General features: G+C 53.1%; 20 protein-coding genes and 2 pseudogenes. 7 read left to right on the top strand and 15 right to left on the bottom strand.

Annotated elements, in window-relative coordinates:
* Positions 1–82: 82 nt before the first annotated feature.
* The 3 genes from FDY98_RS09970 to FDY98_RS09960 all read left to right on the top strand — a co-directional run bounded on the left by FDY98_RS09970 (position 83) and on the right by FDY98_RS09960 (position 3,054).
* On the top strand, positions 83–1,144 hold the full coding sequence (locus FDY98_RS09970) for a D-TA family PLP-dependent enzyme (protein ID WP_027959178.1): 1,062 nt from the start codon (positions 83–85) through the stop codon (positions 1,142–1,144).
* A gap of 70 nt (positions 1,145–1,214) precedes the next feature.
* Positions 1,215–1,505 carry a phosphatase PAP2 family protein gene (locus FDY98_RS09965; protein WP_027965450.1) on the top strand — a complete coding sequence of 97 codons (291 nt, stop codon included), beginning with the start codon at positions 1,215–1,217 and terminating at the stop codon, positions 1,503–1,505.
* Positions 1,506–2,508: 1,003 nt separating this feature from the next.
* Complete coding sequence (locus FDY98_RS09960; RefSeq protein WP_035537441.1) at positions 2,509–3,054, top strand: invasion associated locus B family protein; 546 nt, start codon at positions 2,509–2,511, stop codon at positions 3,052–3,054.
* Positions 3,055–3,530: 476 nt separating this feature from the next.
* Here the strand turns inward: FDY98_RS09960 and FDY98_RS09955 are convergent, their stop codons facing one another.
* The 3 genes from FDY98_RS09955 to FDY98_RS09945 are packed head-to-tail and all read right to left on the bottom strand — an operon-like array spanning position 3,531 to position 5,512.
* Positions 3,531–4,346 (bottom strand): hypothetical protein, encoded by an 816-nt coding sequence (locus FDY98_RS09955; protein WP_027959175.1) that lies wholly within the window; start codon positions 4,344–4,346, stop codon positions 3,531–3,533.
* Positions 4,347–4,362: 16 nt separating this feature from the next.
* Positions 4,363–5,097, bottom strand: coding sequence for a HupE/UreJ family protein (locus FDY98_RS09950; protein WP_196517942.1), 735 nt, complete (start codon positions 5,095–5,097; stop codon positions 4,363–4,365).
* A gap of 52 nt (positions 5,098–5,149) precedes the next feature.
* On the bottom strand, positions 5,150–5,512 hold the full coding sequence (locus tag FDY98_RS09945; protein WP_155705805.1) for a hypothetical protein: 363 nt from the start codon (positions 5,510–5,512) through the stop codon (positions 5,150–5,152).
* 133 nt (positions 5,513–5,645) lie between these two features.
* On the opposite strand from FDY98_RS09945, the gene FDY98_RS09940 reads away from it, so the two are divergent.
* The 3 genes from FDY98_RS09940 to FDY98_RS09930 are packed head-to-tail and all read left to right on the top strand — an operon-like array spanning position 5,646 to position 8,004.
* Entirely contained in the window at positions 5,646–5,921 is a 276-nt protein-coding gene (locus tag FDY98_RS09940) for a metal-sensing transcriptional repressor (RefSeq protein ID WP_027959172.1), read from the top strand.
* Between the two features lie 34 nt (positions 5,922–5,955).
* Positions 5,956–7,341, top strand: coding sequence for an MFS transporter (locus tag FDY98_RS09935; protein ID WP_027959171.1), 1,386 nt, complete (start codon positions 5,956–5,958; stop codon positions 7,339–7,341).
* Between the two features lie 42 nt (positions 7,342–7,383).
* Positions 7,384–8,004 carry a tyrosine-type recombinase/integrase gene (locus tag FDY98_RS09930; protein WP_027959170.1) on the top strand — a complete coding sequence of 207 codons (621 nt, stop codon included), beginning with the start codon at positions 7,384–7,386 and terminating at the stop codon, positions 8,002–8,004.
* An 80-nt stretch (positions 8,005–8,084) separates the two neighbouring features.
* Here the strand turns inward: FDY98_RS09930 and FDY98_RS09925 are convergent, their stop codons facing one another.
* From FDY98_RS09925 to FDY98_RS09905, 5 genes are all read right to left on the bottom strand, one after another.
* Positions 8,085–8,807, bottom strand: coding sequence for a DUF2971 domain-containing protein (locus tag FDY98_RS09925; RefSeq protein WP_155705804.1), 723 nt, complete (start codon positions 8,805–8,807; stop codon positions 8,085–8,087).
* 112 nt (positions 8,808–8,919) lie between these two features.
* A complete protein-coding gene (locus FDY98_RS09920; protein ID WP_027959168.1) occupies positions 8,920–9,312 on the bottom strand; it encodes a hypothetical protein in 393 nt (130 codons plus the stop codon).
* A 65-nt stretch (positions 9,313–9,377) separates the two neighbouring features.
* Entirely contained in the window at positions 9,378–9,845 is a 468-nt protein-coding gene (locus FDY98_RS09915) for a hypothetical protein (RefSeq protein ID WP_027959167.1), read from the bottom strand.
* Between the two features lie 5 nt (positions 9,846–9,850).
* Positions 9,851–10,132 carry an ECs_2282 family putative zinc-binding protein gene (locus FDY98_RS09910; protein ID WP_027959166.1) on the bottom strand — a complete coding sequence of 94 codons (282 nt, stop codon included), beginning with the start codon at positions 10,130–10,132 and terminating at the stop codon, positions 9,851–9,853.
* A gap of 154 nt (positions 10,133–10,286) precedes the next feature.
* The gene (locus FDY98_RS09905; protein ID WP_027959165.1) at positions 10,287–11,396 is read right to left on the bottom strand and encodes a hypothetical protein; all 1,110 of its coding nucleotides are present in this window, start codon (positions 11,394–11,396) and stop codon (positions 10,287–10,289) included.
* Positions 11,397–11,861: 465 nt separating this feature from the next.
* On the opposite strand from FDY98_RS09905, the pseudogene FDY98_RS09900 reads away from it, so the two are divergent.
* A pseudogene (locus FDY98_RS09900) lies at positions 11,862–12,779 on the top strand (ketopantoate reductase family protein).
* A 47-nt stretch (positions 12,780–12,826) separates the two neighbouring features.
* Here FDY98_RS09900 and FDY98_RS09895 read toward each other — a convergent pair.
* The 7 genes and pseudogenes from FDY98_RS09895 to FDY98_RS09870 form a co-directional block, all read right to left on the bottom strand.
* Positions 12,827–13,315: a glutathione S-transferase family protein gene (locus FDY98_RS09895; RefSeq protein ID WP_340146458.1), complete on the bottom strand. Its 489-nt coding sequence runs from the start codon at positions 13,313–13,315 to the stop codon at positions 12,827–12,829.
* A complete protein-coding gene (locus tag FDY98_RS27665; RefSeq protein WP_340146457.1) occupies positions 13,278–13,451 on the bottom strand; it encodes a hypothetical protein in 174 nt (57 codons plus the stop codon). Before FDY98_RS27665 ends, FDY98_RS09895 begins: the two co-directional genes overlap by 38 nt.
* Before the next feature lie 226 nt (positions 13,452–13,677).
* Positions 13,678–14,569: pseudogene (gene mmsB, locus FDY98_RS09890) on the bottom strand (3-hydroxyisobutyrate dehydrogenase).
* 37 nt (positions 14,570–14,606) lie between these two features.
* Positions 14,607–15,722 carry an enoyl-CoA hydratase/isomerase family protein gene (locus tag FDY98_RS09885; RefSeq protein ID WP_027959161.1) on the bottom strand — a complete coding sequence of 372 codons (1,116 nt, stop codon included), beginning with the start codon at positions 15,720–15,722 and terminating at the stop codon, positions 14,607–14,609.
* 53 nt (positions 15,723–15,775) lie between these two features.
* Positions 15,776–16,930, bottom strand: coding sequence for an acyl-CoA dehydrogenase family protein (locus tag FDY98_RS09880; protein WP_027959160.1), 1,155 nt, complete (start codon positions 16,928–16,930; stop codon positions 15,776–15,778).
* Between the two features lie 196 nt (positions 16,931–17,126).
* Positions 17,127–18,119 (bottom strand): branched-chain amino acid ABC transporter permease, encoded by a 993-nt coding sequence (locus FDY98_RS09875; RefSeq protein WP_027959159.1) that lies wholly within the window; start codon positions 18,117–18,119, stop codon positions 17,127–17,129.
* A 2-nt stretch (positions 18,120–18,121) separates the two neighbouring features.
* The gene (locus tag FDY98_RS09870) at positions 18,122–19,009 is read right to left on the bottom strand and encodes a branched-chain amino acid ABC transporter permease (protein WP_027959158.1); all 888 of its coding nucleotides are present in this window, start codon (positions 19,007–19,009) and stop codon (positions 18,122–18,124) included.
* Between the last annotated feature and the right edge of the window lie 97 nt (positions 19,010–19,106).

Below are 19,106 nucleotides of genomic sequence, written 5' to 3'. Positions count from 1 at the left end.
GAAGTCTTTAGAGGATGAGTAGAATTGTGAATGATCACAAACTTGCTCTTCAGCAATGCCATTACTCTCATGAGATTAGCTGATGCATATCAACGATATCGACACTCCCTCTGTCCTAATCGATCTTGACCGGGTCGAAGCGAACTTGAAACGCGCACAGGATTATGCCGATACGCATGACCTACCTCTTCGGCCTCATGTGAAAACCCACAAGCTTCCGGAAATGGCTCAGAAACAGGTAGCTCTAGGAGCGATCGGCATTACTTGCCAAAAGATTGGAGAGGCCACAGCAATGGCCGATGGTGGGCTGACCGATATTTTCTTGCCCTACAACATCATCGGCACGTCCAAGCTCGACAGACTGGTCGACTTACATGCCCGCGTGACTTTATCAGTTACCGCCGATAGCACCGATACAGTCGCGGGTTACGCCGCCCGGTTCGACGCAGCCGAACCGCTGAATGTCCTAGTTGAATGCGATACCGGCGCGGGGCGCTGTGGAGTGCAGACTCCGGAAGAGGCGGTCGAGCTCGCCCGGCAAATTAACGATGCACCAGGACTGACCTTCGGCGGGCTGATGACGTATCCACCCAAGGGCAACATCGCCAAAGCAGATACGTGGCTGCATAAAGCCAAGGCCGCGCTGGAGTCGGCGGGCTTGCCGCCCAAGGTGATCTCTTCCGGAGGCACTCCCGATATGTATCGCGCCGCCGAAGGAACGGCCACGACCGAGTACCGACCCGGCACCTACATCTATTCCGACCGGATGCAAGTCGCTTTCGGCGTCGGGACACTAGACGATTGTGCGTTAACGGTGAAGGCCACGGTGGTCAGCCGCCCCAACGTAAATCGCGCAGTAATCGATTCCGGCTCAAAGGCACTGGCTGCCGATGCGGTGCCAGCACCGTACAAAGGCTACGGACATCTGGTGGAGTATCCGCATGCTGTGATCATCGCTCTGTCCGAGGAACACGCGGTCGTTGACCTGTCCGCCTGCGAGGACAAACCATTAATTGGCGACACAGTACGTGTAATTCCGAACCATGCCTGCGTCGTCACCAACCTGTTCGACATGGTCTACCTGGTGCGTGGTGATACCGTCGAGCGGGAGGCCAAAATCACGTCACGCGGAAATCTGCGGTGACCTCATTCATTTAACGGTGGCATTTTCCCATTGGGGATGAGGATAATCTTACAATACTGCCCGGTATGAGTTGACATCGGGTAGGCGCCGGGGTCGCCCCCAGCGCCCTCCCACACCACTGGGCTACCTGTTGCTTGCCAGGCACTATCGCGCAGCCCTCTTCGCCTCAATCGCGGTGCCCGGTGGCATACTACTCAGCACCGTGATGAAGCTGGGCTTTGACAGCCCTCGCCCGGATCTCGTCCCTCATGAAGCCATGCTCTACACCGCAAGCTTTCCCAGCAGCCACTCAATGATGTCTGCCGTGACCTACCTCACCCTGGCAGCGCTGCAAAATCAGCGCTTTTCGGGCGTTCTGTAAGGCAAATAGCCGTTTAAAAGCCAGCGTAGAATATTACGCGGTTCAATTACCGGACAAAAAATAACTTTAGTCAAAGCTAACGAATAAGCTTAACCCTATAGAAACAAAGAATTAGCTTGAAGCGGAACAAGGTGCGGTCTGTCAGTCACCTTGCGACTGCATGAAGATTTCATAAGGCCAGGGTGAGGCCAGCTTTTACGTTTTAGCAGGGTATTAACTATATACAATGCGCGTCGACACTTTATGCGCTAACATCAGCTCACGGAAGCTGGTTTCATACAGCTTAACGGGTCAACTAATGGATTAATAGAGGCAAATAGCATGAGCAAAGGAAAAGACAGTAAAAAAGACACTAAAAAGAAACCCCTTTTAACAGCCAAAGAAAAGAAAGCTGCTAAATCATCAAAGAAAAGCGAAACCAACGTACTAGGTAACTAAGCGAGCCTAACTCAGCACTACCGCTCACTGCTAAGACTAAATAGCAAAATGCAGTAGTGTTAGGCGTTGCTTTTGATAGAACGAAACTTTGTTACCTTACATAATTTCAAACAGCCCCTTCACACTCTTGCCTTTCACTTTTAATTGACCACTACACAAACCACGCCAATAAAAACTGCAAAGGTAAGCGGGCATATAAATACAGCCTGGGTATATCAAAATATTGCTCAGGGTATAATGCCAGATTTATATCGGCAGGATATCTGACGGTGTTTTTCAGCTTAGAGAGACTCAGCAGCAGTTGCACCGCTACACGCGGCAACACGCCTGCCTAGCGCCCTGTGTAAGCCTTAATCGCCACTCCGGAACTCGCCTATATAGCGAATGGTTTCACAAATAAAGTCTATATTTACCTTAAATAAAAAAACGCTCAGGAAAACGAGGTGGAGAGGAAGGTAAACCGCCCAGCCATGCTCTCGTAAATCAAGGGCTCGACCTCAAGCGAACAAGCAGGCATGGTAAGTAATATTATCCACCATCAACGAACCAACAGAAGGTTACGCCAATGCCGCACTCTCTTACTCAAAACCTGTCTCAAAACCTATGCAGGATGGGGCTATTATCGCTCTTGGCGTTGTCTCCCAATGCCTTCAGCCAACAACAACCGGGGGCAGCCTCCGGTAATGATGTCACTACCGAGTCGTTCCAGGACTGGGAAGTCCGTTGCCAGAGTAGTGCCGAGGGCCCGAGCCCTTGTGCGATGTCGCAATTGATCACTCAACCTGACAGCGACCAGCCCTTGATGCAGGTAATTCTCGACTACCCGCCTCAGATCGATGACCCGGTGATGAGCTTCTTCGTGCCGCTGGGGGTACGTCTGGCCCCGGGCTTGCAATTCAGTGTGGATAACGCTGAACCAGTCCAATTCCCCTATCAGGTATGCCAGGAGCAAGGGTGCCGTGCTGACGTGCCCATTGAGTCCTCGATGTTGCAGCAACTCCGCAGTGGCAATACAGCAACCCTCAGCATGATTAGTCCACGCGGTGAACGCATGGACATAGATATTTCGCTGATCGGCTTTACCGATGCCAGTACCCGCATTGCTCCCTGATCAGAAGCACCTTCCCCGACAAAACCGGCCCACAAGGGCCGGCAAGTCTGCTCAACCGTTGCCAGCAGGCGTATGTTTACGCCTGCTGGCGTGGTGGCCATGCAAAACTGCGCTCTAGCACTTAGCATTCCGGCGCGATGGTCTGAGCCACGAATGATACGTTAGCTGGAAAGCACTGTTTGATACTTTGGGATAGAAGTGGATGACGCTTTAAAATGGAAGAAAAGACAGAAGTTTGACAGGGACATACGCAGGCCCTGACTGGAGTGTCGCTATCGTCCAGAACCCGACTTTAAGATATTTCGCATATACGCCTAAATGGTTTTGCTAACTGAGCTATTGCATCATCTCATGCGCTTGAAGATAATTTTTTATATCAAGTGGTATATCAATAAACCAATACAGCTACGAATACTTTAATGACACTGGTTCGAAGAAAACCTCTAGCACTCAAGAGAGCGCTAGAGGCTAATCCGTTAAAGGGCCTTAACTAACTCTCCATAATCTCCACCCACACGCAAGACAATAGTCACATCGCTATCATTGCGGTTACGGAAAAACCAACCGTGATTGCCATTGAAAGCGGCTTCTAGCTCACCTTCATCCTCGGGCACGCCACGGCCTTTCTCGTAACTGATGGAGTTACCATTACCATCACCGTGCGTATCAAAGTTGACCGGGCCACCTTCTGATGCCCAGGCAAATGTAGCAACCGCCCCTTCTTGCATGGTGAGTTTGTACTCCGTGCCTTCCCCTGGCGTCAGGGTAAAGCTCACCTCATCGCTCCACGGGGACGCTTCTTCCGCTTGCGCCGTCTGGGAAACGGCTTTCTCAGTAGCCAATGCCTCTGCCAGAGCCACGCTGGCATCGGTCATCACCCATTCAGAATCAGTGGGCGAAGGTGCAACTGGATCACTCGCTGAAGCTGAATTGGCTGTTTGGGGAGCCATCTCTGCATCCGAAGTGGAAGTTTGAGCATCAGCATCGCTTGCCGTCTCAGGCTGGCGATCACTGGCGGTCTCTTGAGATGCAGCGGGTTGAGACGCCTGCTGAGCACTGGCTTGATCATTGGCCTGGTCAAGCTCGGCTTCCTCGGCCAGTTGGGTCTTGATTTCACCCATCTCGGTCAGCCCCAACAAACGGCCCGCGCCGGTGGGGTCGATGGCATACTCTGCGGGCAGCACCACAGTAACCAATAAAGCAATGGCTATTACCGCAGCCAGCAACGTAGATCGAAGTAATTTACCCGTCGAAGGTAGCTCGGCACGGGTGGGAAGGTCGGTATTGTACATTTGGATCTCTCCTGAATTAGGCGATGAAATAGCCGGTGATCTGATAACCAACCAGCATAAAGCCAGCGCACATCATGGCGACGTTAGCGGTGTAGGCGTGGCGTAAGAAGCCATTGGTGCGTCGCCAGAAACCCATCACGATAAGGATGGCGCTCAGGGCCAGTAGCTGGCCGATCTCTACCCCAACGTTGAACGCCAGGAGATTGGGGACTAATCCATCAGAAGCGATATCGTACTCAATGATCTTGCTCGACAGTCCAAAGCCATGGAACAGGCCGAAGACCAACGTCGCCACCTTGGTATTGGGCTGAAAACCGAACCAGCGCTGATAAGCACCGATGTTATCGAGTGCCTTGTAGACAACGGAGAGACCGATGATGGCATCGATGAGGTAGCTATTGATGCCGATATTAAAGTACACCCCTAGCAGCATGGTCGTAGAGTGACCGATGGCGAAGAGGCTGACGTAGATGGCGATATGCTGCATTCGGTAGAGGAAAAAGATCACCCCTAGCAAAAACAGGATGTGGTCATACCCCGTCACCATGTGCTTAGCACCGAGATAGACGAAAGAGATCAGGTGAACGCCATAGATCTCTTGGATGTACCCTTTGTCGCCTTCAGCAACGGCGTGGGCAAGGACTTCACCACTGGCTCCCAGGAGCATCACCAGCAGTGTGAAAAGGGTCAATGCGTGGCATCGGGTCATAGCAGATAAGCCGAACGCACCCCCTAGTTGGGATGGAAACATAAAACCTCCACGGGTCTGTCATTAAAATTGGCCGTCCGGGGGACGGCCCCAATCATCCAGCGATGACTGGCCGTGGAGGACGCTCCAAGCGGTAGACGCGACGCAGCGGTAGGCCGCTGTGTTCGCCTAGCCGCAGGGCGTCGCGGAAGTTCGGCTCGACGGTAATGCCTGTCCCAGGCCGATCCGCTTTTTCATGAAAGTGACTGCCACTCTCATTATGCAGGTGGCGACTGTCTTCGTGCTCGTGGCCATGGGTATGCCCATGGCCCTTCTGCACATTCTCGTGGGGAGACGACTCAACGCCAACCATAGCTCCATGCGCACGCGCCTCGCCCACGCTGGTGAGTACCAGACTAGGCAGGAAAAGCAGCAGCAGGATCAGATAGCCAAGGCGGTGGCGAAGCCGATGGAGCATGTAAAGCAACCAGGATAAAAGTGAAAATCAGAAAAGTAGATGACCGTCTGTCCTGAACCATAGCGTTGGCAGAACAACGGCGATAGATTACCATCCCCCCTGGGGGGATAGGAATATAATAAGGGAAAAGAAAATGACAATGCATACTCACCAGTCACATCCCGATATCATCAAGCGCCTGAACCGCGCTCGGGGGCACCTTTCGAGCGTGACCCAGATGGTAGAGGATGGACGCCACTGCCTGGACATCGCTCAACAACTCCATGCGGTAGAAAAAGCCATTCAGCAAGCTAAACGCACCTTAGTCCTGGATCACATCGACCACTGCCTAGACGAAGCACTAGGTACTCAGAATCAAACGCAACAGGCGCGGGCTGAAGAGTTCAAGACGATTGCACGCTACCTGTAGGCGCTTTTAGGCACCCCTCATTTGAGGAAGTTCTATGCTCGATGTACTCGCCCACCGCATCTACCGCCATCTCTTTCTGGCGCAGGTCATTGCACTGATCGGCACTGGCCTGACCACGGTTGCGCTGGCGTTACTGGCTCACGATCTTGCTGAAGGTCAGGCGGGTGTCGTGCTAGGCACGGCGCTGGCGATCAAGATGGTCGCTTACGTGGGCATTGCCCCTCTGGTCGGCGCTTATGCATCACGCCTGCCTCGGCGCACCTTGTTGGTTAGCCTGGACTTGCTGCGTGCAGCCGTGGTTTGTGCACTGCCTTTTGTTACCGAAGTGTGGCAGATCTATGTGCTGATCTTTCTACTCAATGCTTGTTCAGCTGGCTTTACGCCCGTTTTCCAGGCGACGATACCTGACATTCTCGAAGACGAAGAGCAGTACACACGAGCATTATCCCTGTCACGTCTCGCCTATGATTTAGAGAACCTTCTTAGCCCGATGGTGGCGGCGGCACTGCTAATAGTGATGGGTTTTGATGTCCTGTTTGTACTCAACGCTCTGGCATTCGTAATCTCTGCCGCCCTGGTTATATCGGTAACCCTGCCTGCGCCTCTTGCCCTAGAGGAAGCTCCTAGCGTCTGGCGTCGTGTTACCCGCGGCATGCGGATTTACCTTAAAACACCCCGGCTGCGCGGGCTACTGGCGTTGAACTTGGCGGTTTCAGCCGCCGGAGCCATGCAGATCGTCAACACGGTGGTGCTTGTGCGCTCGGTGTTGGGTTTGGGCGAGAAAGAGGTAGCCCTGGCCTTTGCCGCCGCAGGTGGAGGTTCCATGCTGGTGGCCTTATTGCTGCCCAAGGCGCTGGATCGGATACCCGAGCGCCCAGTTATGCTGTTGGGTGGCGTTATGATGGCACTCAGTCTCTACCTGGGCTGGCTAGGCCCATCGTTTGCGGGGCTTGCCGGGCTATGGTTGCTGTTGGGCGCGGGGGCCTCGTTGGTTATGACCCCCTCCGGACGCCTGCTCAAACGCTCGTGTCAGCCGGAGGATCGTCCAGCGCTGTTTGCTGCCCAATTTTCCTTGTCACACAGCTGTTGGCTGGTCACTTATCCGTTGGCAGGTTGGCTGGGGGTAAACCTGGGGCTGACGGGAACGTTCGCTTTGCTGGGAACGATTGCTCTGGCAGCAACGGCGCTCACAGCCCTTATCTGGCATAAATCTGACCTGAGAACTCTTGAGCACGAGCACGCAGCCATAACCCATACCCATCTGCACTACCACGATGAACACCATCAACACGAGCATGAGGGATGGGAGGGGCCGGAACCTCATCGCCATTCCCACCATCATTATCGAGGCTCACATCGGCACGTCTTTGTTATCGATGACCACCATTCTCAGTGGCCATCACAGCACAAGCTTAGGTAAAATGTTCCATTCTTTGATCTCCACCCGATGGAGGATCTTGCCATGAACGTTTCGACTCAAAACCCCTTTACTCCTTGGAATAAAGGCAAGTTGGTTGGGCAGAAGGCACCACTGCGTCTCAGAGATATCTGGGCCATCCGTGTCCGCCTACAGCTTGCCAAAAAGACGAGAGACCTCGCCCTCTTCAATTTAGCCATCGATAGCAAATTACGGGGCTGCGACCTCGTCAATTTACGAATACGGGATATAGCCCATGGTGCCTGCATATCCCCAAGAGCCATTGTGATGCAGCAAAAGACACATCGACCTGTCCAATTCGAAATTACCGAGCAAACTCGCATCGCTATTATCGACTGGATACAAATTTCTAAGCTCCGGAGCGAGGACTTTCTGTTTCCCAGCCGAATCAATAGCGCAAAGCATCTCTCAACGCGCCAATATGCCCGTATTGTGAAAGCCTGGGTTACCGAAATAGGACTAGATGCGTCAATTTATGGCACGCACACGATGCGACGTACAAAAGCTTCGCTGATATACCGTCGCACGAAAAATTTGAGGGCAGTGCAACTTCTCCTGGGTCACACGAAGCTGGAAAGCACCGTCAGGTATCTAGGGATTGAGGTAGATGACGCGTTGGAAATGGCAGAACAGACAGAAGTTTGACAATGATAAACGACGGCCCATTTCGGGCCGTCGTTATCCGGCCAAGAGCAGACTTTTAGTAGGTCTTGATGTAACACCGCTCAACACGCGCGGCTACGAAATGTAGGCGAAGCCGCAATGCCGTAGATGTCGCCGTGACTAACTTTATTAAGCTTTTCTGAGCTCATCAAAAGTAATTGAAAACTCCCCTTTGCTCGCTCTAGCACGATAGATTGGTATCTCAGTATCATGTTAGAAAGCGCGATCTCAATGCGTGAAATCAAGCTATTGCTCGCTCTCACTCCCAAGTACACGGCTGCCAAGCTATCCTTTGGAAAAGAGTTGAGCAGAATTGATTGTTGCCAATAGTCTTTGCCGACCAACACTAGGTCATTTGGAACATCATCAAGAAAAAGTCTCTCTTCTTCTTCGTATGCCCAGTCTATAGCTTTCTCCAAAGCTATAGCTTTCGTGATCTCTTGTGATGCGAGCCTATGTGGCTGGGCCCCGTTGAGGTCTGAGCGCAGCTTGCGGTAACGAACGGTATTTGAGTTCTTAAAAAAGCCATTTCCACGATGGAATCCGATAACGAATCCTTTGTGGCAATCGGCATAATGAGCCCACATCAAAAGGTTCTGGTGATTTCTCGACAATGAAAGGAATTTCGTGCTGTTTTTAGCTTCATTCGGGTCGACCGCATACTCATGCTCACCAATTTTAAGCAAGCACTCGAATGGGTCGTTCAGGGATACCACTGAGGTAAAGCGAATTCTCATCGCTTCTAAGACATCGACTCTTTCGGGTGGTAGATACTTATAAAGCAAACCTGAACTCCATCATTGCCATGAGCTTAACAACGCGCACAGAAGCGTGAACTTGCGAGCGTCCTGCCGCCGATTTCGGCGGCGTACTGGTGCTCCTGGCTAGGCGTAATAACTAAAGCCTTCCAGTTTCAATCAGAAAATTTGAACCTTTTTGTGACAGATTATAACTTGCACCAGTCATCATGTTGTATTGTGCTTTAAGGTAGCCCTTATCTCGAAGAGAGTTTAGGTAGTGTTCCGCTTTTGCTGGGGGCATCTGGAGCTGTGTAAGAAAACTGTTTTTATCTATGTATTTTCCAGCTTTCCCTAAAAATTCTAGTATTTGAATTTCAATATCATGCAGCTCAGTATCGTCTCCCTCAAGCTGAGCTTTAAGCTCTACATTTTCTCTTTCAAGTTCCACAATTCGATATTCCAACGCTTCAAATTCAGCTGTCAGCTCCCCTAGCTTCTGTCTAAGGACGGCATTGGTGGGTATGTTCGCCAAAATATCTACCCATGACATATGACGCAGCTCCTATTTTATTGAAATGATACATTTTTTCTGTCAAAAGCGGCTGGATATATGTGCTAAAGAGTCGCATGGGTGACCTTTTCAAACAATTCACCTTCAGCGTTCTTCCAATGAAGCTTTATTACCTGCTTACGCTTGGTTTGCATACTGAATGATGCAATTAGCTCCACGGACTGACCCGGCTCCATTAACTCCATTGGAAACTTTTCCTGCAGGTCAGCATCTATGATGCTGTCGTTACCCTCCGGAAATTCAAGGCTAACCTGGTGGGCCGTAGCTTTACCTTTGTTGAAGACCTTGAGACGATGCTTTTTACTACCAAGGGTGATGAAATTTGCTCCGAGTACTGCCGCGTTTGCGCTCAGGGCTTCTCTTTCTTCTTTATCAAGCATTAGCGCGTTCAGTTTGTGCTGAATTTCGATCAACTCTTCTTCTTTTTGTCTTAGACCTCGCGAACGCCAGGCTGCATAACCTGAGAACAGAAGCGCTACAGCCGCAATTACGTCTCCAAGAGATATTTCCATAAGGCCTACTTAAACTTTATGTTTTTGTTACCGCTGAATGCTTTCTTCAGGGATTTCCTCATTTCTTTCGCTACGTCGTCCACGGCCTGCTTACCTTTTTCTCCCATGTGCTCATCAATATTTTCAGAATTCTCATGAATGAGCTCTTCCTTGGTCATTTCGCGATCACAGCAGATGCAGCGTAAATTTGCATAATCGTTTTCAAGGGTCTCGTTATACTCGAATTGTGTTGACCCACAAGTAGGACAGAGAAGTGACACGCTTCGGTTATACTTATCAAAGTTCATAATTTCCCCTTGGATAACACCTTATAATGACCGACATCAGTTGCGGGCCACACGCGAAGCGGGTGGGCAGTCAGCTGCATGCGCTTGTTCGACGGCGAGCCACGCTATTTCAACTAAGGACAGCGTGTAAAATCTGCCACGTGCGTTGCTCTAGCTAGCCGACGCTCTTTGCGCAGAGATTGACCCATGCGGACTCGCTTTGCCATCTGCTCGATAGTCGATCTAGCCCCATCCCAGTCAATCCGAGTACCGCTCCGCCAATTGCTCCCATCGGCCCCGCGAGCCCCATCGGGGCAGCGACAACCATACAGAGCATCCCGGCCGTATCGAGTCGAGGAGCCATCTTAAACTGGCGCATCGCACGCCGAACTTCTTTCCTCAACCTGAGCTCTTCTTCCCCACCCAATTTCCTCAATTCTGAGAGCCACGATTGAAACAGTACCCGAAAGGACACCATCTCCTCCCGTCTTTGGATGTCACGCAGCTCCGGCAGACTGTTTGGTATAGGGAAGCGCAACTCCTTCTCCAACAGTCTTTCGATGAGAACCGCCCTCATCTGGGATGCCACCTCGGGTGTGAGCGTCGTACACTTTTCGCCAAACGAATCGTTCAGCGCAACATGACACCGGCTTGCTTGAGTTGCAGCATCTACCTCAAGCAATTCGTTCAGGGTTGAGAAGATGACTAGGTCGAACTGATGGTCATTAGCAAACTGTAGAAAACTTGGGACTTGGCGCCGTAGGGCTGCTGGGAGCCTGGAGGCCGCATCGTCCATTGAAGCGCTGTCACGCAGGCGATGATGCATCAAAACGTCAAAGAAACCAGGATGATTCAACTTGTTTCGGGCTACGATTTGGGAAGCAATTAATGGACCCCATGTTTTGAGATTGCTCTCTTCTATAGCCCAGAAGTCCTCCACTGACTTCATGCCCTTGGCCAGACGGGATACGCGGTCTTCATCTACGGGGATGTTTGGTGTAGTCATGATGCCCCATTGCATGAGACCTAGTGCACTCAAAACCGGCGTTCTTGCTTTCTTAACTATATCTTCTGCTTGTCCGGGGTGCTCATGATGGATCACTTGGACTGACGGATAGAAGAGCGCCATCTCTCTGACCCGCCGCTGAAGCGACTCGCTTTTTCCGACTTCATGCATCGGCTCCTGCGAGATTTCGCCGTCCCCCACCACTTTCACCAGTCCGCAGTTGTATCCGTCAACAAGAAAAGCGGAGCGATAGGGCTCAAGCAATATTAGGTCACTCATCATGGGTTCCTTTCATCAAGGCTACACTTCCACGCGGCTAGCGAGTGATCGCGATGTACCGCCGCCGAACAGGTAGTAGACTGCCTATCCTATGATTCGATAAACGTGCCTGCACGTTTATCCGACAAGTGCAGCCTTAAAATCCATTCCAAGTTGTTGACTTACATAATTGGTAATTTCGATTAGGCTGTATATCTAAAATCCGCGCGGCTGCTGCATTTTCCGGAACGGCCGCTTTGGGTCGAAATCAGCCATCAAATAATGTCTCATGACAACATCGGGCATCATACGCCGTCACACATTGACCACTTCATCCACCAAATTCACTTAGCATCAAACCTATCAGACATTGTTTACCACCGTCACTAGCCATTAGTCCCCTTTGCTCGGCTTTTTTCACCTTCGCGACCCTAAACCAAACGCGGTAAGCTTGGCGGCAACGCCACTGCTGAGTACATGCTTGATATGACTACCCACTGGATACTCGGCCCGGGCGCCATTGGCCGCCTGCTGGCCCATTCACTGTCTCCAATAGCGACTACCACGCTGCTTGGTCGCCGTTCGCTGCCTGTGAGTCAGATACTGGCCACACCGGAAGGCGAACAGCGCGTGCGGTCATTAAATTCGTTGACGATAGCTCAACTGGCATCAAACACGCCTGAACCGCCCACCTTTGTACATATCACTACTAAAGCGATGGTGGCTGAGTCGGCGCTGGCTGGCATTACTGACTGTATTCCCCCTTCTACTCCTCTGGTGCTGTGGCAAAACGGTTTTTTGGCGCAGCCACGTATTACCCAGGCGTGGCCAGGGCCGGTGTTGTGCGCCACAACAACTGAAGGCGCTTATCTAACCGGTGATGATGGCGTGGTGCGTGCGGGGCGTGGGCATACCTTTGTGGGTGATTTGCATAACCACCACGGTGCGCTGGCGGAAGAACTGGCCCAAACATTAACCCAGGCACGGCTTGCCGCCACAAAGGTGTGTGATATTCGCCAGCGCTTATGGCAGAAGTTGGCGGTGAACGCGGCGATTAATCCGTTGGTGGCATTAAATGGTGTGCGTAATGGTGAATTGCGCGGTGAAGCTTAGGGCCGTGTGGCGGCGGTGGTAAAGGAAGTCGCGGCGATTATGCTGGCCGAGGGCATTGCGCCGCCCAATGATGACAACGGTGAAGGTGCGTGGTTGGCGTTGGTGTGGCAGGTGGTGGAGAACACGGCAAACAATAAGGCTTCGATGTTGCAGGATGTGGAGGCTAAACGCCCCACCGAGCGCGGGGCGATATTGGGGCCGTTGATTGAGAGCGCCCGACGCCATGGGTTGGAGTGTGAGGTATTGCAGGCGCTGGATGATGAGTTGGCGGAGGTTGAGGCGAGCTTTTAGGCATTACCACGCGCTACAAGTGCGCTTACCTCATTTAGATTCAAGCATCACGTTACAGGAATCACCACCACTTTTTGGTAGGTGGGGCGTTCGGCGATTTGTTGGTACCAGCGTTCTAGATTGGGGCGTGGCTGCCAGGTTAAGCCGATATGCCATAAGTTGTAGATAAAGGGTGCAACGGCAATATCGCCCAGGCCAAACTCATTGCCCGAGAAGAACGTCTGCTTGGCCAGCACGTTCTCCATCAACTCAAACAGCTCTTCACACGCCTGCATACCCACTTCAAGGGCAACATTATCGCGTTTTTCAGGTGGGGTTCTGACATAGCCCATCAGGATCGTGCGGTGCCTGGGTGACAGGGTGCTGTTCGACCAATCCATCCACTTTTCTGCCTGCGCCCGTTCGGCGGGGGCTTCGATCCATAGCTTGCTTTGCCCGTACTGCGCGGCAAGGTAGCGAATAATCGTATTGGATTCCCACAGCACGCTGTTGGTGGCGTCATCTTTGAGTAGCGGCACTAGGCCGGTGGGGTTCATGGCCAGGTATTCCGGCGTTGTTGACCCCGTGCTCAAGCCCCGCCTGTATCTGCTCGAACGGCAAATCCAGCTCTTCTAGCACCCAAAGCACTTTTTTGACGTTGGTGGAATTGTTGCGGCCCCAAAGCGTGATCATGGTAGTCCTTGTATATGAGCAGTTTCTTTAAGTTTGCCCGCCCTTGAGATCGGAGACAAGCTGTGGCTTTGGTGGGATAGCTGGGGCGGCTTCGCCGCCCTTTCGCGCGGGGCCGTCCATACGGGTGCCTCGTGTTGCTCGTTCCTCGCAAAACTCGTTACCACGAGCTACAAAACCCCGCTCCTCACCACTTACCATTCACACCTCACACCTCACACCTCACACCTCACTCTTTATCCTGATAAAACTGCATCAGGCTTGAGAAGTCGAGTTTACCGTTGCCTTTGGCTTTATGCAGGGTGAACAGTGAGCGGGCGGCGGAGCCCATGGGGACTGCGGAGGCGCTTTGCTGGCTGACATCCATGGCAAGGCCTAAGTCTTTGATCATTAGATCGACCTGGAAGCCGCCTTGGTAGTTTTTGGAGGCCGGTGCGTTTTCATGACGCCTGGGTAGGGATTGTAAACATTGAGCGCCCAGTTACCGCCGGAGCTTTGCTTCATGATCTCTGAAAGCACCGCGGGATCCAGGCCGTTTTTGACGCCCATATTGATCGCTTCGCAGGTGCCCGCCATCAGGATAGAGAGCAGCATGTTGTTGCAGGCTTTGGCCACCTGCCCTGCGCCGTGATCTCCGGCGTGGAAGATGTTTTTGCCCATGGCTTCCAGCACCGGCTTGGCCAGCCTGAACTCGACCTCGCTGCCGCCCACAATAAAGGTCAAGGTGCCCGCTTGAGCGCCGCCACGCCACCGGAAACCGGCGCATCGATAAAGCCGATACCCAGCTTCTCGCCCTCTTCAGCAACACCTCGGGCAGTGGCACCGTCAATGGTAGAGCAGTCGATGACCAGCGCTCCACGTTTGATCACTTCAAACAGCGGCGCATCGTCTTCAATATATAGCCCGCGTACATGCTTTCCGGCGGGCAGCATTGAAATGATAAAGTCGGCGTCGGTGGCAGCTTCCTGAGCAGAGAAAGCCACTTCACAGCCATTCCCTTTGGCGGTCTCTTGCGCCTCTTGAGAAAGATCAAAGGCGCGCACGTCAAAGCCAGCTTTTACTAGGTTGGCAGCCATGGGGCCGCCCATATTGCCCAGGCCGATAAATGCGATGGTGTTCATTTTATTATCCTTATTAGCCGGTAATGGGAAGATTATATTAGCGTAGATCCGCCAGCGGATTTTGCGACCATGCGGAAGATAGTAGCTCGTTGATAAAGCTCTCCTCTACCGAGGCCACATCGGGATACGTCCAGTTCGGTTGCCCGTCTTTATCGACCAGCAGTGCGCGAACGCCCTCGGGGAACTCACGGTGGCGGCAGCACTGCACTGATAGCGACATTTCGGACTGGAACACCTCTGCCAGCGACATATGTTTAGCCCGCTTTAGCTGCTCATCAATCAATTTCACTGACACCGGGCTACCGTGGGCCAGCGTTTTCTGTGCCTTACCAAACCACTGATTATCGCTTTTTACCGCCGTAATAGCGGCGACAATTTGCTCCACGCTGTCGTGATCCATCAACTCGCGAATCAGCGGTGAGTGCTGGTAAACGGGCGCTTCCATCTCAGCAAATACAGGCTGCGATGTTTGCTCAAGCTCACGCATGATGCGGTTAACCACCCCGTTGGCATCGGTATTCTCACCAGCTCCCCACTGTGCGTCGGTCAGTTGCTGCAGCATGGCATCACGGTGGTGGCTGGCGATACAGCGGTCAGCCAAGCCAAGATGAACGGCATCTGGCGCATTGATCTGGCAGCCGGTCATGGCTAGAAAGCGCCCTGCGCCGTTGGGAAGCCGGTTTAAAAACCAGCTGGCGCCAACATCTGGGTAGAGGCCGATAGTGACTTCCGGCATTGCCAAACGCGAGGTCTCAGTCACGACACGGTGGCTGCTGGCGCTTAACAGCCCCATGCCGCCGCCCATCACAATACCATTGCCCCAGCAGATCACCGGTTTGGGGTAGGTATGGAGTAGAAAATCGAGTCGATACTCGGTCTCAAAAAAGCGCTCGGGGAAGCTGGGGTCGCCCTCGCCGGTAATCGTTTTATACAGATTCACCACGTCGCCACCGGCACAAAAGGCTTTTTCGCCTGCGCTATCCAGCACAACCGCTACCACCCGCTCGTCGGTGGCCCAGGCGCGCAGGCGGGGCAGCATCTCTTCACACATTTCAAGCGTTAAAGCGTTCAGCGAGCGCTCGGCATTGAGCTTAACCTCAGTAATTACGTGGCCGTCTTGGGTGGCGTGTTCGGTAAACAGTACGCTGCTCATTGGCATTCCTTATCCGTCGCTATCGTATCCACCGTAATCTTATTCATCGTCATTTACAGCTCGGTGGTGCCGTCTGCCAGCACCCGGCGGGAGATGATCAGCCGCATGATTTCGTTGGTGCCTTCAAGAATCCGGTGTACCCGGGTATCGCGCACGTAGCGCTCCATGGGGTACTCCTTGATATAGCCATTACCACCGTAAAGTTGAAGCGCTTCGTCGCACACCTTGAACCCCACATCGGTAGCAAAGCGTTTGGCCATGGCACAGTAGGTCGGTGCATCGGCATGGCCTGCGTCCAGCTTGGTAGCGGCCATGCGCACCAGCTGCCGTGCAGCGACCAGCTCAGTGACCATATCGGCTAAGCGGAACTGCAGCGCCTGGAACTCGGCTAAGCGTTTACCGAACTGTTTGCGCTCCAGCATATACTCCCGCGCTTTGTTGATCGCCTGCTGGGCGGTGCCGATTGAGCAGGTAGCAATATTGATACGCCCGCCGTCGAGGCCCTTCATGGCGATTTTAAAACCGTCACCTTCATTGCCGAGCAGATGAGTGGCGGGCACCCGAACGTCTTCAAACGTGATCATGCGGGTTGGCTGGCTGTTCCAGCCCATTTTCTCTTCCTTGCGCCCATAGCTAATGCCGTCACTCTTGGCATCGACCGCAAACGCCGAAACGCCGCTGGCACCCTCACCGCCGGTACGCGCCATCACCACGAGAAAATCGGTGCTACCGGCGCCGGAAATAAACATCTTGCTGCCGGTCAACACATAATGGTCGCCGTCGCGCTTGGCAGTGGTTTTCAGCGAGGCAGCGTCGGAGCCTGAATTAGGTTCGGTTAAACAGTAAGAACCCAGCAGCTCGCCTGTGGCCAGTTTTGTGCCCCACTGCTCTACCGCTTCCGGCGTACCGAAATCTGCCAGCATCCAGGTGACCATATTGTGAATGGTTAGGTAGGCCGTGGTAGAGGTGCAGCCCATGGAGAGCTGTTCGAAAATAATGCTGGCGTCCAACCGCGAGAGGCCTAGCCCACCCACGCTTTCAGGTGCATAAAGAGAGCAAAAGCCCAGCTCGCCTGCTTTACGAATCACATCGACAGGAAAGAAGGAGGTTTGATCCCACTCGGCAGCGTGGGGCTCTAATTCGTTTTGGGCAAAGGCCCGCGCCATATCGGCAAAGGCGACCTGGTCTTCGTTGAGTTCAAAATTCATGGCGTATCTCCGCAAATGCGCGTGCGCACTGCTGTTGTCGTTATAATTGACGTTAACGTTAACTTATCCATTTACCCGGCTACAAGCAACCTGCCAACGCTTGCGACCTTAGGCGTAGGCCTTATAAAAGAATCAAAAAAAGGGCGCCAAACGGCGCCCAAAATCGGACAGAGAGAGTGCTATTTAATAAAAACGCTTACTTAAAGTTTTTGCGATACATCTTGTCCAGCTCACCGATTATTCCGCTACGGAAACTGAGTACACAGACTACAAAGATGATACCGAGAATAACGCTAACCCAATTCCCCAGCGGTGACTGCGCCAGGATATGCTGCAAGCTGACCACAATACCTGCGCCCATTAACGGGCCCAGCAAGGTGCCCACACCGCCCAGCAGGGTCATCAGTATTACCTCACCGGACATATGCCAGTGCGCATCGGTCAGCGAAGCCAGCTGGAAGACCACGGTTTTGGTGGAACCCGCTAAGCCGGCTAAACCTGCAGAGATCACGAACGCCACTAGCTTGTAGGCATCGGTGTTGTAACCCAGCGACACCGCGCGGGGCTCGTTTTCACGAATCGCTTTTAGCACCTGGCCAAACGGCGAGTGCACCGTGCGCTGAATCAGCGCGAAGCCGAAGATAAAAATCGCGAACACAAAGTAGTACATCGCCAGGTTGCTGCTCAGGCTGATAAACCCAAACAGTTCGCCACGGGGCACGCCATGCAAGCCATCCTCACCGCCGGTAAACGGCGCCTGCACAAACATGAAGTAGACCAGCTGGGCGATCGCTAAAGTCACCATGGCAAAATAGATGCCCTGACGCCTGATGGAGAGCACCCCAAACACCACCCCAAGCAGCGTAGCCAGAACAGTACCGGCGATAATACCCAGCTCCGGGGTTAATCCAGGGTAGCTCGCCAGCAGGTAGCCGGTTACGTAGCCGCCTGTTGCCAAGAATGCCGCATGACCGAATGACAACAGACCCGCATAGCCAAGCAACAGGTTGAAAGCACAGGCAAACAGCGCAAAACAGAGCACTTTCATCAAGAACACGGGGTAGGCCAAAAACGGCGCTACCAGACCCACCACGATTAGCGCCAGATAGAACATATTGCGGCGAAACTTGGCCCGCTTCTGACGTTCCAGCACCGCGGATGGCGCCGCCATTGATTGAGATTCTGCCATGTTCATGCCTCCTTACCGAACAGCCCAACGGGGCGCAACATGAGCACGAGGATCATGACAAGAAAGATCACCGTATTAGAGGCTTCGGGGTAGTACACCTTGGTCAGCCCTTCGATGATGCCCATGGAAAGCCCGGTAATAATGGCACCTAGAATCGACCCCATTCCGCCGATGACCACCACCGCAAACACCACGATTAATAAACTCGACCCCATGGTCGGCGATACCGGATAGAGCGGCGCTGCCAACACGCCGGCAAACGCGGCAAGACCAACCCCAAACCCATAGGTTAGCGTAATCAGCAGCGGCACATTGACGCCAAACGCCTGCATCAGCTGCGAGTTCTCAGTACCCGCGCGCAGGTAAGCACCCAACCGCGTACGCTCGATCATAAACCAGGTAAACAGGCACATCGCCAGCGCTGCCACCAGTACCCAAGCACGGTATGTCGGTAGGAACATAAAGCCCAGGTTCAAACCGCCCTGGAGGATTTCCGGTGTAGCGTAGCGCGCCCCGGAAACACCGAAGAAGTTGACCAGCGTGCCCTCAAAAATGAGCGCTAAACCGAAGGTGAGCAACAGCCCATAAAGGTGGTCCAAATGGGCAATACGGCGCAGTAAAAAACGCTCCAGCAGTACCCCAAAACCACCAACCACTAGCGGCACTAACAGCAGCGCCAGCCAGTAATTAATGCCCAAATAGCGAAAGCCTAATAGCGCGGCGAAGGCTCCCAGCATGTATTGCGCCCCATGGGCAAAGTTGACGATCTTCAACAGGCCGAAGATGACCGCCAGGCCCAGGCTAAGCAGTGCGTAAAAGGCGCCATTCACAAGACCCAGCGTTAGCTGGCCCATGAAGACGGCCATTGGCACGCCGAATATCATCGTCATAACGCGACTCTCCTCGCCCTCAAACAGTTGGCGGCAACTTGCCGCCAACCGGTTCTACACATCACTTGCGATGGCTATCTGGCTCAAGCTCAGCCGG

The organism is Halomonas sp. PA16-9 (assembly GCF_009728585.1).
GTDB lineage: Bacteria > Pseudomonadota > Gammaproteobacteria > Pseudomonadales > Halomonadaceae > Vreelandella > Vreelandella titanicae.
Note: the sequence above shows the minus strand (reverse complement) of the source record. Positions and strands in the feature narration are given on the sequence as shown.

Coding starts and splice junctions, on each gene's coding strand:
- FDY98_RS09970 (WP_027959178.1), top strand. CDS start 83: ATGCATATCAACGATATCGACACTCCCTCTGTCCTAATCGATCTTGAC.
- FDY98_RS09960 (WP_035537441.1), top strand. CDS start 2,509: ATGCCGCACTCTCTTACTCAAAACCTGTCTCAAAACCTATGCAGGATG.
- FDY98_RS09955 (WP_027959175.1), bottom strand. CDS start 4,346: ATGTACAATACCGACCTTCCCACCCGTGCCGAGCTACCTTCGACGGGT.
- FDY98_RS09950 (WP_196517942.1), bottom strand. CDS start 5,097: ATGTTTCCATCCCAACTAGGGGGTGCGTTCGGCTTATCTGCTATGACC.
- FDY98_RS09945 (WP_155705805.1), bottom strand. CDS start 5,512: ATGCTCCATCGGCTTCGCCACCGCCTTGGCTATCTGATCCTGCTGCTG.
- FDY98_RS09940 (WP_027959172.1), top strand. CDS start 5,646: ATGACAATGCATACTCACCAGTCACATCCCGATATCATCAAGCGCCTG.
- FDY98_RS09935 (WP_027959171.1), top strand. CDS start 5,956: ATGCTCGATGTACTCGCCCACCGCATCTACCGCCATCTCTTTCTGGCG.
- FDY98_RS09930 (WP_027959170.1), top strand. CDS start 7,384: ATGAACGTTTCGACTCAAAACCCCTTTACTCCTTGGAATAAAGGCAAG.
- FDY98_RS09920 (WP_027959168.1), bottom strand. CDS start 9,312: ATGTCATGGGTAGATATTTTGGCGAACATACCCACCAATGCCGTCCTT.
- FDY98_RS09915 (WP_027959167.1), bottom strand. CDS start 9,845: ATGGAAATATCTCTTGGAGACGTAATTGCGGCTGTAGCGCTTCTGTTC.
- FDY98_RS09910 (WP_027959166.1), bottom strand. CDS start 10,132: ATGAACTTTGATAAGTATAACCGAAGCGTGTCACTTCTCTGTCCTACT.
- FDY98_RS09905 (WP_027959165.1), bottom strand. CDS start 11,396: ATGAGTGACCTAATATTGCTTGAGCCCTATCGCTCCGCTTTTCTTGTT.
- FDY98_RS09895 (WP_340146458.1), bottom strand. CDS start 13,315: ATGAACCCCACCGGCCTAGTGCCGCTACTCAAAGATGACGCCACCAAC.
- FDY98_RS27665 (WP_340146457.1), bottom strand. CDS start 13,451: ATGATCACGCTTTGGGGCCGCAACAATTCCACCAACGTCAAAAAAGTG.
- FDY98_RS09885 (WP_027959161.1), bottom strand. CDS start 15,722: ATGAGCAGCGTACTGTTTACCGAACACGCCACCCAAGACGGCCACGTA.
- FDY98_RS09880 (WP_027959160.1), bottom strand. CDS start 16,930: ATGAATTTTGAACTCAACGAAGACCAGGTCGCCTTTGCCGATATGGCG.
- FDY98_RS09875 (WP_027959159.1), bottom strand. CDS start 18,119: ATGGCAGAATCTCAATCAATGGCGGCGCCATCCGCGGTGCTGGAACGT.
- FDY98_RS09870 (WP_027959158.1), bottom strand. CDS start 19,009: ATGACGATGATATTCGGCGTGCCAATGGCCGTCTTCATGGGCCAGCTA.